The sequence below is a fragment of the Mangrovicella endophytica genome, assembly GCF_002893625.1.
GTDB classification, from domain to species: domain Bacteria; phylum Pseudomonadota; class Alphaproteobacteria; order Rhizobiales; family Rhizobiaceae; genus Mangrovicella; species Mangrovicella endophytica.
Genome location: NZ_PKMZ01000003.1, coordinates 451,519 through 467,716, shown reverse-complemented (window position 1 = coordinate 467,716; position 16,198 = coordinate 451,519). Strand labels below are relative to the sequence as shown.

13 protein-coding genes and 1 tRNA gene are annotated in these 16,198 nt (G+C 66.9%); 8 read left to right on the top strand and 6 right to left on the bottom strand.

Annotated elements, in window-relative coordinates; translation table 11 throughout:
• Positions 1 to 280 precede the first annotated feature (280 nt).
• Both C0R46_RS11025 and C0R46_RS11020 read right to left on the bottom strand, forming a co-directional pair.
• A complete protein-coding gene (locus C0R46_RS11025) occupies positions 281 to 703 on the bottom strand; it encodes a VOC family protein (RefSeq protein WP_102959649.1) in 423 nt (140 codons plus the stop codon).
• A 210-nt stretch (positions 704 to 913) separates the two neighbouring features.
• Positions 914 to 1,933 carry an MBL fold metallo-hydrolase gene (locus C0R46_RS11020; RefSeq protein WP_102959648.1) on the bottom strand — a complete coding sequence of 340 codons (1,020 nt, stop codon included), beginning with the start codon at positions 1,931 to 1,933 and terminating at the stop codon, positions 914 to 916.
• Positions 1,934 to 2,128: 195 nt separating this feature from the next.
• Between C0R46_RS11020 and C0R46_RS11015 the strand changes: the two genes are divergently transcribed.
• The gene (locus C0R46_RS11015; RefSeq protein ID WP_102959789.1) at positions 2,129 to 3,520 is read left to right on the top strand and encodes an MFS transporter; all 1,392 of its coding nucleotides are present in this window, start codon (positions 2,129 to 2,131) and stop codon (positions 3,518 to 3,520) included.
• Between the two features lie 30 nt (positions 3,521 to 3,550).
• Here the strand turns inward: C0R46_RS11015 and C0R46_RS11010 are convergent, their stop codons facing one another.
• Positions 3,551 to 4,282, bottom strand: coding sequence for an RlmE family RNA methyltransferase (locus C0R46_RS11010; RefSeq protein ID WP_102959647.1), 732 nt, complete (start codon positions 4,280 to 4,282; stop codon positions 3,551 to 3,553).
• Positions 4,279 to 5,709: a Ppx/GppA phosphatase family protein gene (locus C0R46_RS11005; RefSeq protein ID WP_483428505.1), complete on the bottom strand. Its 1,431-nt coding sequence runs from the start codon at positions 5,707 to 5,709 to the stop codon at positions 4,279 to 4,281. Before C0R46_RS11005 ends, C0R46_RS11010 begins: the two co-directional genes overlap by 4 nt.
• A gap of 572 nt (positions 5,710 to 6,281) precedes the next feature.
• Here C0R46_RS11005 and C0R46_RS10995 point away from each other — a divergent pair.
• Positions 6,282 to 6,355 (top strand) — tRNA-Gln (locus C0R46_RS10995).
• Positions 6,356 to 6,570: 215 nt separating this feature from the next.
• Here C0R46_RS10995 and C0R46_RS21105 read toward each other — a convergent pair.
• Positions 6,571 to 9,087 (bottom strand): winged helix-turn-helix domain-containing protein, encoded by a 2,517-nt coding sequence (locus C0R46_RS21105; RefSeq protein WP_245413525.1) that lies wholly within the window; start codon positions 9,085 to 9,087, stop codon positions 6,571 to 6,573.
• 234 nt (positions 9,088 to 9,321) lie between these two features.
• Here C0R46_RS21105 and C0R46_RS10985 point away from each other — a divergent pair, with 234 nt between their 5' ends.
• Genes C0R46_RS10985 through C0R46_RS21095 form a run of 6 tightly spaced genes read left to right on the top strand, consistent with a single transcriptional unit; the run spans position 9,322 to position 15,903 of the window.
• The gene (locus tag C0R46_RS10985) at positions 9,322 to 10,743 is read left to right on the top strand and encodes an amidase (RefSeq protein WP_102959787.1); all 1,422 of its coding nucleotides are present in this window, start codon (positions 9,322 to 9,324) and stop codon (positions 10,741 to 10,743) included.
• Between the two features lie 41 nt (positions 10,744 to 10,784).
• Positions 10,785 to 12,335: an ABC transporter substrate-binding protein gene (locus C0R46_RS10980; protein ID WP_102959644.1), complete on the top strand. Its 1,551-nt coding sequence runs from the start codon at positions 10,785 to 10,787 to the stop codon at positions 12,333 to 12,335.
• 58 nt (positions 12,336 to 12,393) lie between these two features.
• Entirely contained in the window at positions 12,394 to 13,317 is a 924-nt protein-coding gene (locus tag C0R46_RS10975; RefSeq protein ID WP_102959643.1) for an ABC transporter permease, read from the top strand.
• Entirely contained in the window at positions 13,314 to 14,165 is an 852-nt protein-coding gene (locus tag C0R46_RS10970; protein WP_102959642.1) for an ABC transporter permease, read from the top strand. Before C0R46_RS10975 ends, C0R46_RS10970 begins: the two co-directional genes overlap by 4 nt.
• Positions 14,162 to 14,995, top strand: coding sequence for an ABC transporter ATP-binding protein (locus C0R46_RS21100; RefSeq protein WP_102959641.1), 834 nt, complete (start codon positions 14,162 to 14,164; stop codon positions 14,993 to 14,995). The genes C0R46_RS10970 and C0R46_RS21100 overlap by 4 nt, the downstream gene beginning before the upstream one ends.
• Entirely contained in the window at positions 14,992 to 15,903 is a 912-nt protein-coding gene (locus tag C0R46_RS21095) for an ABC transporter ATP-binding protein (RefSeq protein ID WP_102959640.1), read from the top strand. Before C0R46_RS21100 ends, C0R46_RS21095 begins: the two co-directional genes overlap by 4 nt.
• Before the next feature lie 51 nt (positions 15,904 to 15,954).
• Here C0R46_RS21095 and C0R46_RS10955 read toward each other — a convergent pair whose 3' ends face one another.
• Positions 15,955 to 16,188: a hypothetical protein gene (locus C0R46_RS10955; protein ID WP_102959639.1), complete on the bottom strand. Its 234-nt coding sequence runs from the start codon at positions 16,186 to 16,188 to the stop codon at positions 15,955 to 15,957.
• Between the last annotated feature and the right edge of the window lie 10 nt (positions 16,189 to 16,198).

Below are 16,198 nucleotides of genomic sequence, written 5' to 3'. Positions count from 1 at the left end.
CAGGAGGCCGACGCGGCTTCGGTCCCCCCCGCTGCGCCAGCCGGGCGAGCAGGATGGAGAGGAGGAGGGAGACCACGAAGGGCAGCGGAACGGACGGCATCGCAGTGAGGTGTTCTAATCGACCGCCATAGGCTTACCAAGGATCGCGAGCCCGGCCGCCCCACCTGGCCAGAGATGGACAGCCAGCTGTGCAGCCAATTCGCCGGCGTCCTCCCGTCAACCGTAAATTGTCAGACAGGACGCCAGGCCCGCCTCGCAGAGACGCAGACCCGGCTGACGCTCAAAGACCGAACGTGATGTGGCCGTGTTCGTCCATGGCGAAGGACGGATTCCAGGCGATCTCCCAGGCATGGCCGTCGGGATCGGCGACGTAGCCGCGGAAGCCACCATGCACCGGGGCATCGCCAGGGCGAAGGACGTCGCCGCCGGCCGCTGCCAGGCGGTCGATCAACGGCTGGACCTCCTTCTTCGTCCCGACATTGTGGGCCAGCGCGAAGGCGCCTGGCCGCACGAGACCGGATCGCTGCATGTCGCCTTCCAGTGCGTGCTGCAGCCAAGTGCCCAGGATGAAGCCGTTCATTTGGTAGAAGACGATTTCGTCATTGTCGAAGACCGGCGTCCAGCCGAAACCCTCGGCATAGAAGCGTCGGGATCGCGGCAGATCGTCGATGCCGAGGGTGATGACGGAGACGTGCTGTTGCATGGCTCAGGACCTTTCGCTCGCCCGCACGGGAGTGCGCGGGCGTTGAAGGTCTTGGGACGCGTCGCACCAGCGAGGCGAAAGGACCGCTTCAGCGGGGCCGGGCCAACCGCACCGACCTAACCTGTTTCAGACGGTGCGATCATCACCCCGCTGACCTGGAATGGCAAGCGACATCGCCGCACCGGGCAGGTTCGGCGAGGGCCGATTGGATCACGCCTTGACGTCGAACTGATAGGTCAGCGGAATGAAGCGGTAGCCCTCGCCTTGCCTGGCGGCAAAGCCGATCGAGGGGAACGGCATGTGGTAGCCGATGAAGGGGATGCGCTCTTCGGCTACTCTGTCGAACACCTTGTGGCGCGTTTCGGCCGCCATCGCCTTGTCCATGTCGAAGGCGACCTCCCAGTCCGGTCGCTGCAGTGAGGCGACGAAGTGGTTCGCCGTATCCGCCGTCAGCCACAGACGCTTGTCCCCGGTCTTCAGTTCGAAGATCATGTGTCCCGGCGTGTGGCCGAAGGCCTCCATGGCGGTCAGCCCCGGCACGACCTCGTCGCCCTCGGCGATGAAGGTGATCTTGTCCTTCAGCGGCACAACGTTCTTGGTCACCAGCTCGGCATTGCCGGCCGACTTGCCGCTCCTGGCCGCATCTGACGTCCAGAAGTCGTATTCCGCCTTGCCGACGACGTAGCGGGCATTGGGAAAGGCCGGTTGGCCATCCTCCATCAGCCCGCCGATATGATCGCCGTGGAGATGCGTCAGCACCACGACATCCACATCTTCCGGCTTGTGGCCCGCGCGCTGCATACGCCTGGTGAGCCGGCCCATGCCGTTCTCGCGCCCCATCGCACCCATTCCGGTGTCGATCAGGATCAGCTGATCCCCGAGCTCGATCAGGACAGGGTTGAAGCCGTTGGAGAAGCGCGTCTCCGGCAGATAGTTCTCGCGCATCAACGCCGCGACGGCCTCGGCAGGCTGGTTGGCGCCGAAGGTCGGATGAGGCCCCTCGCCCTCGCGGATGCCGTCCGAAATCACCGTCAGACGCGCGTCGCCGAACGGGATCTTCTGAAAATTGGGCGAGCGGCCCTTGTTCGGGCTCTCGTCTTCGTCCGGCGCTGCAGTCTTCTGCGCCTGCGCGCCCGCGCGTGACGTCGACACGGCGCCCGCGGCCAGCGCCGCCGCCGCGGCCGCTAGCTTGAGAGCGGACCGGCGGTCCGTGGCTGGCTTCTTGATCATGGCTTTTCTCCGGCAGTTCGGATTGCGGATCGGCTGCGCCCCGAAATGGGAGCGACGCCGCCCCGAACAAGAGCGGCACCGCTTGGCCAGTCGATCTGCGTCACCCTGCGGCTTGCCAAAGCGCACGGATGCTGTTTTGAGGGGACCTAAGCTCCCCTTAGCATGGTTGTCTCCGGCGCCCCCGAGGTCCTGCCTGTGAACCGCATCGTTCCCGTCGTCCTTGCCGTCGCCCTGTTCATGGAAAACATGGACTCGACGGTGATCGCGACCTCGCTGCCGACGATCGCCGCCGATATCGGCACCAGCCCCATCGCCCTGAAGCTGGCGCTGACCAGCTATTATGTGGCGCTGGCCATCTTCATCCCGATTTCCGGACGGCTTGCCGATCGCTACGGCCCGAAGATGGTGTTCCGGCTGGCGATCGCGACCTTCGTGGCGGGGTCTCTCGCCTGCGGCGCCGCCAGCTCGCTGGAAGGTTTCGTTGCAGCGCGCTTCCTCCAAGGCATGGGCGGCGCGATGATGACGCCGGTCGGGCGCCTTCTCCTGGTGCGCGCGGTGCCGAAGTCCGATCTTGTCTCGGCCATGGCGTGGTTCTCGATCCCGGCCATGATCGGCCCCCTCGTCGGCCCGCCGGTCGGCGGCGCCATCACCACCTTCTGGCACTGGCGCTACATTTTCTTGATCAACCTGCCGATCGGCATCATCGGCATCGCGCTCGCCACGAAGTACCTGCCGCATGTCGATGGCGTGCCGGACGTCCATTTCGACTGGAAGGGCTTCGTCCTGTCAGGCCTTGCCTGCGCCGGCATCGTGTTCGGCCTGTCCGTCGTCTCGCTTCCGGCACTGCCGCCGATCCTCGGCCTGTTCCTCGCCGGCGCCGGCGCGCTCGCGGCGCTCGTCTACATCCGGCATGCGCGGCGGACGGAGCGGCCCGTCCTCGATCTCTCGCTGTTGAAGGTCCGCACCTTCCGGGCGGCCTTGTCAGGCGGCATCCTCTTCCGGATCGGCACCGGCGCCCTGCCGTTCCTGCTGCCGCTGATGCTGCAGCTCGGCTTCGGCTACTCGCCGTTCCAGTCCGGCATGATCACGATCGCATCCATCGGCGGCGCCATGGTCATGAAGTTCCTGGTGCGGCCGGCGCTAAGGCGCTTCGGCTTCAAGGGGACGCTGATCGGCACATCGCTGGTCGGCGGCCTCTTGACCGCCTGCGTCGGCCTGTTCACGCAGGACATGCCGCTGGCCGTCCTGATCGTGCTTCTGCTCTCCGGCGGCTTCTTCCGCTCGCTGTTCTTCACCGGCATCAACACGCTCGGTTTCGCCGACATTCCGCACACGCGCGCCGGTGACGGCACGGCGATGCTGGCGGCGGTGCAGCAGGTCTCGATCGCCACGGGCGTGGCGGTGGCCGGCGGCATACTGGAGCTGTTTCTCGTCACCACCGGACGCACAAGCCCGATGCCGGGCGACTTCACCGTCGCCTTCGCCATTGTCGGCCTGATCAGCGCGGCAGCGGCCATCCCGTTCCTGCGACTGCCGTCTGAGGCCGGCGCCGAGATCTCCGGTCGGCGGGCGCAGCCGGCGGAGTGATCGCGAACCGCCCGCGAGTGCCGCTGAGGATCAGAGCGTCTCCGGCGCCTCGTCCTCGGCACCGAGTTCCTCCCGCCGGCCCTTGAAGCCCTTGGCAAGGAGATAGAGCTCGACCGAATCCTCGCGCGAGGCCGGCGGCTTGACGTGGTGGACGGCCGCAAAATTGCGCTTCAGCATGGCAAGGAGGTCGCCTTCGGTGCCGCCTTGGAAGGTCTTGGTCAGGAAGTGACCGCCGGGTTTCAGCGTGCGGACGGCGAAATCGGCCGCCACCTCGCAGAGATGCATCGTCCGCAGATGATCGGTACGGCGATGGCCGGTCGTCGGCGCGGCCATGTCGGAGAGGACGATGTCAGGCGCCGCGCCGCCGAGCACCTCCAGGAGCCGGGCCGGAGCTGCATCGTCGAGAAAATCCATCTCTAAGATGGTCGCGCCCGGCATCGGATCGACGGGCAGGTAGTCGATGCCGACGACGCGCAGATCCGCCTCCGTCGAGCCGGTCCGCTCCACCGCCACCTGGCACCAGCCGCCGGGCGCCGCGCCGAGGTCGACGATCCGCATGCCCTTCTTCAGAAGCTTGTAGCGCTCGTCGATCTCGATCAGCTTGTAGGCCGCGCGCGACCGGAAGCCGTCCGCCTTGGCGCGGCGCACATAGGGGTCGTTCAGCTGCCGCTCCAGCCAGCGGCGGGACGAGGCCTTGAGCCCCCGGTTCTTCTTGACGCGCACCGTCAGGCCGCGATCATCGCCACGTCCGCCGCCGCTCATGCGCTGTTCCTTGCCTGCGAGCCGCTGCGCCAGACGCCGTCGGCCACCATCATTTCCGTCAACAGGCCTTCCCTCAGGCCACGGTCGGCAACGCGCAATGAGCGCGCCGGCCAGGCGATGCGGATTGCCTCGAGGATGGCGCAGCCGGCCAGCACCAGGTCCGCCCGGTCGCTGCCGATGCAGGGATTGGCAACGCGCTCCTCGAAGCTCCAGCCGGCAATCCGCCCGACCAGTTCGTCGACCTCGGCCGAGGTGAGCCAGAGCCCATCCACCTGCCTGCGATCGTAGCGCTCCAGACCGAGATGCACGCCGGCCAGCGTGGTGACCGTGCCGGACGTCCCCAGAAGGTGGAAGCGCTCACCGCCGACGACTTCGTCCAGCCGGCCGCGGCCGGCAAATCCCGCGATCAGTCCGCTCACCTCGTCGATCATGTCGCGGAACACCGCCGGCGTGACGTTGCGGCCGCCATAGCGCTCCGCCAGCGTCACGACGCCGACGGGAAGCGAGGTCCAGCCGACAATCGCGTTGGACAGGCGGCGGGAATAGCCGGAGCGCAGATCGAGGAGGGCGATCTCCGACGAGCCGCCGCCGATGTCGAAGAGAACCGCACCGTCGGCCGAGCGATCGACGAGCGAGCCACAGCCGGACACGGCAAGGCGCGCTTCGGTCTCGCGGCTGACGATCTCGAGCTTCAGGCCGGTTTCCGCCCGGACGCGCTCGATGAACTCGTAGCCGTTGTCAGCCGCCCGGCACGCTTCCGTCGCAATCAGCCGGGCCCCGGCGACTTGCCGGGCCGCGAGCTTCTGGCTGCAGATGGCGAGCGCCGCAACGGCGCGGTCCATCGCGGGCGCAGCAAGCCGGCCGGTGCGGCTCAGACCCTCGCCGAGCCGGACGATGCGCGAGAAAGCGTCGATGACGCGGAACTGGCCAGGACGGGTTGGCACGGCGACGAGCAGCCGGCAGTTGTTGGTGCCGAGATCGAGCGCGGCATACACCGGCGGGCGCACGCGTTCGCCATCCGCCGGTGGGCTCGGTGCGGCGAGAATGGGCGGGACTGGCGACGCCGCGACACGTGACCCAAGACGCTCGGCCATGCGCCGCTCGGCTTCGGCCGCAAGGCGCGCGACCTCGTCGGCCGGCTGAACCAGCGGCGGCGGGCCGATCTCTGCACTCGCCGGTGGAGTGGATGGCGCGGCCGTCTTCGGTCCACGCCTGCGCCGGCGGCCGCCACGGCGGCTGCGCCGATCCGGCTGCCCGCTCGCCTGCACAGCCGCCTTCCCAGCCGCTTCTCCGGCAGCGTCCTTGGCCTTCGCCGCAGTGTCGGCGGACGGCTGTGGCGATGATGTTGCGTCTGCGGACAGCGCGGCATGACCGCCCTCGCCGGGCAGCGGCGCCCTGCGTCGGCGCCGCTTCTGGCGCTTGGTCAGCCGTCCGCCATCCTGCCCATCGCGGCCCTCGGCGGCGTCACCCGCTGTCGTCTCGCTCGCGGCCGAAGCATCACGACGGCGCGCGCGATCCTGTTCGAATGGCTTCGACGCTCCGGCTGGCCCACCCGCCGCATCGGCGCTGCGGCGGTGCCCGAAGGTGCGCTCGTCTGGGCTTAAGGTCGCGGAGCTATGCTGCTGTCCCTTGCCGTCATGGATGTTCACACTGTCTCTCCGGCGCGGAGCGGCCGCTGAGGCCGTATGCCGAGCCTTGCTGTCCTGAAGTTGCGGCAAGTGTAGTCAACGAGCGCGTCAGCACAAGAGCGCGGCTGCAGCGAGGGCTGATCGAGGCGCGGCTTCGGAGCTGCGCGGACGGGACCAGTCAGACGCCTGCCGAACGGGAGACCCGGCGCCGAGGAGGTAGATTCAGATGCTGCCGGGCCTGCTGGCAGGGAGATCCGCACGGGCTTGTGCGAAGGCCATCGCGCGCAATGTGATTTCGGGGCTTCCCATCGGCGGCCGACGACGATATATAGCCCGCCGAGCCGATGCCATGGCGCATCGCTCTTCCCTGCTGGGGGATAGTTTAAGGGTAGAACAGCGGACTCTGACTCCGTTAGTCTTGGTTCGAATCCAGGTCCCCCAGCCACTCTCAAGCCTGAATTTACAGGCTTTCCCCATCCGAGATCGGACGATACGGAACGAGCGCCGCATTGGCGCCGTAAGAACCTGCACACCATTCCATATCCAGACGCAAGCGCACAGAACCTCGTCCGAACGGCGGGATTGCTGCGCCGCGGACTTGGGCCGGCCTCCGGCCGCTCCGCGCCTGCCGCAGGCCGTCTCGACCGGCTGAAGCAGGCGTCAGTCGTTCAGGCCGGGACGGATCTTCTTCAAGACGGCTTGCGTGCGCGTGTTCACGCCGAGTTTGGAGAAGATGTTGCGGATATGCGATTTCACTGTGTTGATGTTGACGTCCAGCCGCGCGGCGATGTCCTTGTTCGACAGGCCACGCTGCATCAAGGCGAGAACCTCGTCCTCCCTGGCCGTCAGCCCCTCCGGCGACACGGCGACCGGATCAGGCAGCCGACGAGCGGCTGTCGCGGCCGTGGCGCTCGGGGGCTGCGGCGGCAGATAGACATCGAGGAGACAGCCGAGTTCCGCATGAGGCGCAGGGCTCGTGCCCTCCAGCGCATGCAGCAGACGTTCGACCTGGAGCGCGCTGAGGAGGCGCCCGCTGTCGTGGGCAGCGCGTGCGATCCCGCCCAAGGTCGCAAGAGCCGCCGGACGATTCCCGGCCTCGATCAGCATGCGCGCTTCAACGACCTGAAACGCATCCCAGATCTGCCAGGCGGAGGCAGGAAAGCGGCGCCGCGCTTCCGGGAGATGCAGGCACAGCCGTTCCCATTCCCGCATGCCCTCAGCGGGATTTGCAAGCCGGAAGGCGCGGTCGGCGCGCTCGATGGCGAGCTGGAACTCGAGTCGGAAATCCTCCGCCTCATAGGCTCGACGGCTGGCTCGCACCAGCACGTTGGTTCCCTTGTCCGAACAGCCGGTCACATCATGGAGGCGGACGAGGCCGATCGTGGCGAAGAGGATGCGCTCGCAGAGGCCCGAAACATCGGTTGCATGTTCGGGCGGGATCGCGCGCTCCCAGAGCCGTTCGGCCTCCAGGAACTCGCCGCGGTCGAATGCGACGATCCCCAGCAGCACGGATGGCAGGGCGACCATGTAGGAATGTTCGGCGAAGTTGGTGCGTGCGATCCGCAGCGCATCGGCCGCCACGTGCTCGGCTTCGTGCAACAATCCCCGCGCGATATAGCACATGGCCGCGATGGAGCGGGAATGGAGACCGCCCCAATGCACGGCGATCTCATGATAAACGCCCTTCGCCCGCCAGGTCAGCTTTTCAGCCAGAGCGAGATCGCCGACTTGCAGGGCAAGGTAGCTGTGGATGGAGTCGAGGTCGACCTGACCGAAGGCCAGGCGATCGAGTTCGCGGCCCTCGAGCGCCTCGATATGACCGAGGGCGCCTGCCAGATCGCCACCATAGGCGCCGATCAGCGCCCGCATCAGATGCAGACGCCCTTCGATGTCCAGCCCGGTTTCACGCGAGATGACCGACATGCGGCTCGTCGGGTCGCTCGCCGCCTGCTCGATCGTGCGCAAGGTCTGCTCGGCCTTGAGGAAGCGCCGCAGGTTGATCGATCGCCACACCTGCAGGAACAAGAGCAGCGGCCGCTCCTCCCGGGCGCCGCGTGGCAGCTGCTGCATCCAGCGTGAGAAGACCTCGAAGCGGCCGTGGCTGAGATAATCGTAGAGGCAGTAGTCTTCGATCAGCTCCGCGGCCCAGGCCGGCTTGCGTGCCAGGAAGGCGTGTCGCACCGCATCCATCGGCGAGGTGTTGGCGATGAACCATTGCGCCGCGCGGGAATGAAGCTCGGCAATCTCGTCCCTCCCGTCGCTGTAGAGGCGCGCCTGCAGGAACTCCTGGAACAGGTGATGGTACTTGTACCAGCGCTGCGACCCAGGCAGCGCGCTGAGGAACAGCTGCGCCTCCTCCAGGAACGACAGCATCTCGCCGCCATCGCTCCGGCCCGTCACGGCATTGCAGAGGCCGGCACTGAGCGTGTCGAGGATCGAAGTCATGGTGAGGAAGCGGTAGACCTCCTCGGGAAGACCGAGGATCACCTCCTCCAGGAAGTACTCGGCGACCGCCCGGTGGCTTCCCACCGTCGGCGAGGCGCTGAGCGCGCCCGGCATCCGTCCCGCTACCAATGCGGCAAGCCGGAGCCCGGCGGCCCAGCCCTCGGTGTAGCGATGCATCTGCCGCGATTCCTGCGCGCTGAGGGCGGTGGCGGTGGCGGCGCGGAAGAAGTCCTCGGTTTCGGCCTCGCTGAAGAAGAGCTCCTCGACCGGCACTTCCAGCAGTTCGCCGCTGACACGCAGGCGGCTGACCGGCATGGCCGGGCGGTTGCGGCTGGCCAGTACGATGGTCAGTTGGGGTATGCGCGCCGCCAGCAGGCGGTTCAGCGTATCGGCGCCATTGCCTGCCTCGGCCAGATGGTAGTCGTCGATGAAGAGGGTGATCGGCTCGCGTGCCGCCCGAGCCGAGAGGAGCGGGATCAGTTGCGAGAGCGCGTCCCGACCGTCGAGTGAGAGAACCGGATCGCCGTCGCGGCTGAGGCCCGCATCAATGGCGCGGATCAGGCCATCCCCGAAGCCGAGAAGCTCCCCATCGGCATCGTTCGTGGAATACCACACCGTCAGGACGCCGGTGCCGGCCAGCATCTCGTGCCATTGCGAGAGCAGCGTCGTCTTGCCCGATCCGGCCGGGGCATGCACGAGAACCAGCCGATATTGCAGCAGGACCGCAGCCAAGGTCGTGAGCCGCGGGCGGTCGATGACGCCCTGCGGCGGCCTCGGCGGTAGAATATGACGGTTGCTGAAGCTGGTCCGATCCGACAAGGAGATAACCGCAGCTGCTGAAGTCGCCACAGGCATATCACCCTTTCAGGTGAGATGAAGAAGTTTCGTCCGCGTCACCCCTCCGGATCATGCTGCCATTCTGGACCTGCCGTAGATTTGGGCAGTCCATAGGCAAGGATGATGAACTTGCAGTTGAGCGAATACCGGAACTACGACGCCACGGGCCTGGCACAGCTCATCGCAACGGGCGAAGTCACGGCCGACGAGTTGCTCGACACCGCCCTCGCCGCGACGGCGGCGGTCAACGGGGAACTCAACGCTGTCGTCGCGACCTTCGAGGACGAGGCGCGGCGCTTCATCAAGCAGGATCTTGGCGATGGCCCGTTCCGCGGCGTTCCGTTTCTCCTGAAGGATCTGACGGCGCATTACGGCGGGCAGCCGACGGGTGCCGGATGGCCGCCGCGCGCCTCGGTGAAGCCGGACAGCGACGCCGAGCTCGTGCGCCGGTTCAAGCAGTCCGGCGCGGTGATCTTCGGCAAGACCGCCGTTCCTGAGCTCGCGATGGACTGGACCACGCGCTCACGGGCCCACGGCGTGACCAACAATCCCTGGGATACGAGCCGGACCGCCGGAACTTCCAGCGGCGGCACGGCGGCGGCCGTCGCCGCCGGTATCGTTCCGATGGCACATGGCAACGATGGCGGCGGATCAATCCGCGTTCCCTCTTCCGTCTGCGGCTGCTTCGGCCTCAAGCCGACGCGCGGCCGCAATCCGGTCGCCCCGTCCGGCAGCACGTGGCAGGGCATGCTGGTGGAGCATGTGCTGTCGCGCTCCGTCCGCGACAGCGCCGCCATGTTGGACGCCACCGCCGGCAGCGTCGCCGGCCAGTTCTTCAACAGCCCCGCCGGCGGCGACTTCGCCGCCGAGATTGGCCGCGATCCCGGCAAGCTGCGCATCGCCGTGTCGACCAGGGCCCCCTATGGCGCACCGACGCATCCCGACTGCATCGCCGCCGTCGACCAGACGGTGAAGCTGCTGGAGGATCTCGGACACATCTGCGAGCCCTACGACATCGAGCTGCCGCAGGACGGCTGGAGCGCCTTCGAGACGTTCATCCTGGCGGAATACGCCACGGACATGCGGCTCGAGGAGGGCGTCCTCGGTCGCAAGCTGTCGGCCGACGACTTCCCGCCCATGCTCTGGGAGATGATCGAAGCCGGCAATCGCATCTCGGCCGTGGAGGTCAATGTCGCGACGACCCGCCTGCATGCCGTCGCCGCTGCCGTGACCTCGACCTTCAACCGCTACGATGCGTTTCTGTCGCCGACGCTGGCGCAGCCGCCGCTGCCGCACGGTGCCTTCCCGCAATCGACGAGCATGCGCGGGCACTACGAATTCTACCTGTCGTGGATGCCCTTTACCCACATCTTCAACGTCAACGGCTCGCCGGCCATGTCGGTGCCGCTCGTCTGGAATGCCGACGGTCTGCCGATCGGCGTCCAGTTTGCCGCAGCGCCCGCGGCGGAAGGGCTGCTCTTCAGACTGGCATCGCAGCTCGAAGCCGTCCGGCCCTGGAGCCAGAAGCGGCCGCCCGTATCCATCGCCTGATACCGCATGCAGTCCAATCACAGAGTAGAGGGGAATACAGCATGAGTCAGAATCATCGCCGCCGGCATACCCAGAGGCTGTTGGCCGCAGTCGCATTTACCACCGGCCTCGGCCTCTCCATCGCCGCAGCTGCGGACCTCACCGTCGCCCGCGCCGTCGATGCCGACAGCCTCGACCCCGACAAGACCAGCACCACGCAGTCGCTGCAGATGACCAATCTGATCTTCGACACCCTGCTGACCATGAGCAAGGACGGCTCGCTGCATCCGGGCCTTGCAAGCGAATGGTCCGTCTCCGACGACGGCAAGGCCTACTCCTTCACCATCCGCGACGGCGTGAAGTGCCATGACGGCAGCACCTTCGACGCGGCCGCCGCCAAGGCACGCGTGGATCGCGCCATCGATCCGGCCACGGTCAATCCGGACCGCTCGCTTTGGGGGCCGATCACCGGGACCAGCGTCGACGGCAAGGTGCTGACGGTGTCGATGTCGGAACCCTACAGCCCGTTTCCCTCATTCCTGACCGGCATCCAGGCGGGCTTCGTCTGCCCGTCCTCGTTCGCCACGGCTGACTTCAAGCCGATCGGGACCGGCCCCTTCAAGTTCGTCAGCTGGACACGCAACGACAGCCTGCAGCTTGAGGCGAATGCCGACTACAAGAACTTCAATCCGCTGATCGAAAATCCGGGCAAGCCGCATGTCGATACGCTGACGTTCAAGGTAATCCCGGAAGCGGTCGCGCGCATGGCGGCCCTGCGCTCGGGCGAGGCCGATCTCGTCGAGCCGTCGCTGGAGGAAACGGCCGACCTGAAGAGCAACAGCGACTTCAAGGTCTATGCCGCCGAGCTTTCGGGCCAGCAGGTGCTGGCGGCCTTCTCCTGGAAGATCAAGCCGCTCGACAATCCCGAGATCCGCAAGGCGATCGGCATGGCGATGAACCGCGATGCCTATGCCTCGATCGCCTTCGAGGGTCTCGTCAACACCGCCAACTGCCCGGTTGCGCCGAACCTCTTCGCGACGGACCAGGAGCTCTGCGCCGGCTGGGGCGTGAAATACGATCCCGATGGCGCCAAGGCGATCATGGAAGCGGCCGGCTACACCGCCGACAAGCCGCTGAAGATCAAGCTGCTGGCTCACAAGCTGGCCGGCTGGGATCAGATGCATCAGATCATGCAGCAGGACCTCGCCGCCATCAACGTCCAGACGGAGATCGAGACCCGCGAGGTCGCGGCCCATTTCGATCACATGTCGGGCGAGAACGGCCGCACGGACGGAGAGCCGTTCGTCTGGACGATGGGCATGTCGGGCGTCGATCCGGACTACCTCAACTTCCTGTGGAAGCGGCCCGGTTTCGTCAATATGGGCCTGAACGAGCAGGTCGACGCCATGGTCGACGAGCAGCGCCGGCTGTCCGGCGAGGCCCGTGCCGCCAAGATCCACGAGATCGAGAAGTATCTCCTGGAGAACGCCTACACCGTCCCGCTCGTCTCGCCCGGCTGGGGATGGCTGATGGCCTCGACCGCCAAGGTCGACGGCTTCAAGCTGGGCTTCATGGTGTCGCTGCTCTTCAACGACGTCACCGTCGCAGAATGACGATCGTCCCGCTCCGCCTCCGGGCGGAGCGGCCCGTCGTCCACGAACCCGGCTTGCGATGCTGTTCCTGATCTCCAAACGTGTGCTCGCCGCCTTCGCGACCGTGATCGCGGTGATCATCTTGTCGGGCATCCTCATCCATGTGGTGCCCGGCGATCCCGTCACCGCCATGATGGCGCAGTCGGTCAGCGCGACGCCGGAGGCGATGGCGGACATGCGTGCCCGCCTCGGCCTCGACCTGCCGGTCTGGCAGCAGGTCGGCCTCTATGCCTGGCACGTCCTGCAGGGTGATTTCGGGCGGAGCATCCGCGGGAACGAATCGGTCGCCTGGCTGCTCCTCCAGCGCCTGCCGAACACGTTCTCGCTGGCGGTCTGCGGCCTCACCGTCGCACTGGCGATCGGCATACCGCTCGGCTTCCTCGCCGCCATCAAGCGCGGCCGGCTCGCCGATACGGCCGTGATGGTGATCGCCGTTCTCGGCGTCTCGATCCCGGCCTTCTGGCTCGGCCTCATCATGATCCAGGTGTTCTCGCTCAAGCTCGGCTGGCTTCCGGTCGCCGGATCGAGCTGGCGCAACATCATCCTTCCGGCGCTGACGCTCGGCCTCACCTATTGCGCGCTGGTCGCGCGCATGACGCGCTCGGCGCTCATCGAGGTGCTGGCGGAGGACTACATCCGCACGGCCCGGGCGCGCGGCCTGCGCGAGCGCCAGGTGCTGCTCGTCCATGCCCTGCGCCCGGCCTTGATCAGCATCGTCACGGTGGTGGGGCTCGTCTTCGCCTATCTGCTCGGCGGTCAGGTCATCATCGAGAACGTCTTCTCCTGGAACGGCATCGGCCGCCTTGCCGTGCAGGCGATGCTGGAGCGCGACTATCCGATGATCCAGGGCTTCATTGTCGTCTTCGCCACATCGGTCGTCATCGTCTCGATGCTGATCGACATCCTCTACGGCTTCCTCGATCCGCGCATGAGGCAGAGATGACCGTCGCGACTGCCACGATCAAGCCGCGCCGGCGGCGCATGCCCGTCACCGTCATTCTGGGACTTGGGCTGGCGGTCGTGATCGCCGCCGCCTCGCTGCTGGCGCCGTATCTGACGCCGTTCGATCCCATGCGCATGGCTGCGGGCCCAAGGCTCGCCGCGCCCTCGATCGCGCACCCGTTCGGGACCGACGAGTTCGGCCGCGATCTCCTCAGCCGCGTCCTGACCGGCGGGCGCCTGTCGCTCGGCATCGGCATCGCGGCGGTGGTCAGCGGGCTCGTGGTCGGTGGCCTGCTCGGGCTCCTCGCCGCCTTTGCCGGCCGCGCCGTCGAGGCGGTGCTGCTGCGTGTGGTCGACGTCCTCTACTCGTTTCCGGATACGCTGATCGCCCTGGCGCTGGTGGCTTTTCTGGGACCTGGCATCGAGAACGCCACGCTGGCGATCGCCATCAGCCTGGTGCCGTTCTACGCCCGCGTCACCTATGGCCTTGCCGCCGCCGAACGGGCCAAGCCCTATATCGAGGCCGCTCGGCTTGCCGGCATCAACTCGGGGCGCCTGGTGCGCGTCCACGTCATGCCGAATATCGGACAGAGCCTCATCGTCATGGGCACGCTCGGTTTCTCCTCGGCCATCCTGTCGGCCGCCGGGCTTTCGTTTCTCGGGCTCGGCGTCCAGCCGCCCTCGCCGGAATGGGGCGCCATACTCGCATCGGGACGCAACTACATCACCAAGGCACCGTGGATCCTGATCTTTCCAGGGCTCGCCATCTGCCTGACGGTGCTGTCCTTCAATCTCATCGGCGACAGCCTGCGCGACCTTGTCGACCCCCGCAGAAAGGGCCGGCCATGAGTGCTCCCTTCCTCAGCGTGCGCGACCTCACCGTCGCCTTCCACGGCCGGCAGGGCGATGTCGAGGCGGTGCGCAACGTCAGCCTGGACCTCGCCCGCGGCGAGATCCTCGCGCTCGTCGGGGAATCCGGCAGCGGCAAGAGCCTGACGTCGCTTTCCATCCTGCGGCTGCTGCCGGAAGCAGCGCGCATGACCGGCCGGGTCGAGATCGACGGCCAGGACATTGCTTCGCTGTCGCGCCGCCAGATGGAGGATGTCCGCGGCGCCAAGATCGGCATGATCTTCCAGGAGCCGATGACGTCTCTGAATCCGGTGCTGACGATTGAGCGGCAGATGACCGAGGGGCTGATCCGGCATAAGGGTGCCTCTCGCCGGGAGGCGCTGGAGATGGCTCGGATCAGCCTCGACGACGTCGGCTTTGCCGAACCGGAGCGGGTGCTGCGCCAATATCCGCACCAGCTGTCGGGCGGCATGCGGCAGCGGGTGATGATTGCGGCCGCGCTGGCGCTGCAGCCGGGCATCCTGATCGCGGACGAGCCGACGACCGCACTCGACGTCACGGTGCAGGCGCAGGTCCTCGATCTCCTGGTCGACCTGAAGTCGCGCTATGATTCCGGTATCCTGCTCATCACCCACGATATCGGCGTCGTCGCGGAGACGGCCGACCGTGTCGCGGTGATGCGCGGCGGCGAGATCGTGGAAACCGGCAGCGTGGACGCGGTGCTCGGCGCACCCAGCCACGATTACACCCGGGCGCTGCTCGCCTCCCATCTCACTGTCGAGAAGGCGATGCACCAGCGGGACGCGGACGCAAGACGGATGGCTCCATGACGCCCATTCTCGCGATCGAAGATCTCCGCAAGGTCTTCATCACGCGCAGTCGAACGGTCCACGCGCTGAGCGGTGTCTCCATCAGCCTCGATCCCGGTGAGACCCTCGGGATCATCGGCGAGAGCGGTTCAGGAAAATCGACGCTCGGCCGCATCGCCGTCGGGCTCGACGAGCCGACGAGCGGGCAGCTCTCGGTGGGCGGCGAGCGCATTGACGGCCTGTCGCCGCAGCTTCGCAGGCAGAAGCTGCGGCGCTGCCAGATGATCTTCCAGGATCCCTATTCCTCGCTGAACCCGCGCCTGACCGTCGGCCGCCAGATCGGCGAGGGCCTTTATGCGTCGGGCCAGTCGGACTGGCGCGAGATCAGGACGACCGTCGCCGATCTCCTGGAGCGTGTCGGCTTGAAGCGGGACTTCGCAGAACGCTACCCGCATGAATTCTCCGGCGGGCAGCGGCAACGCATCGCCATCGCCAGAGCTGTTGCGCCAGACCCGCAGATCGTGGTCGCGGACGAGCCGGTTTCCGCGCTCGACGTCAGCATCCAGGCGCAGATCCTCGACCTCATGGCCGAGATCCGGCGAGAGCGGCGCCTGTCCTATCTCTTCATCTCGCATGACATGGCGGTGGTGGCCAGGCTCTGCGATCGCATCGCCGTGATGCATCGAGGCCGCATCGTCGAGAGCGGCCCGGTACGCAGCATCATCGACACGCCGCAGCATCCCTATACGCGCAATCTTCTGGACGCGGTTCCGCGCTTCGGCCGCCGCCGGACGGGCGGGAAACCCGCCCCGGTCAGACTGCCGGAGCATCGTGACGACGACGTCTATGTGACCGTCGGCGACGGGCACATAGTTCTGGAACCCGGCAGTGCCGCCATGCTCGATCTTCCGGTCGGCAACCTGCCCTGATGGACATCGAGCGCGTCGCCGGCCCGACGCCGGAGACAGGCCCTCGCGCCGTCAGGACGCTGTGTAGGTCACCGTGACGCCGCGCTGGCGGAAATAAGCCTGCATCAGCTTGCGGCCCTGCCGGTTGTTCTGCGCCAGCCTGGCGGGATCGAACACGGCCTCCTTCAGGCCTTCGCGCTTCAGGGCGGCCTTGAGGGTCGCGATATGCTCGTCGAGATCGGCGTTGTCCGCCTTCAGCGATTCATAGATGCTGTTCGTGGCCTCGGCCACGGTCGGCTCGCTCATGGCGGCACTC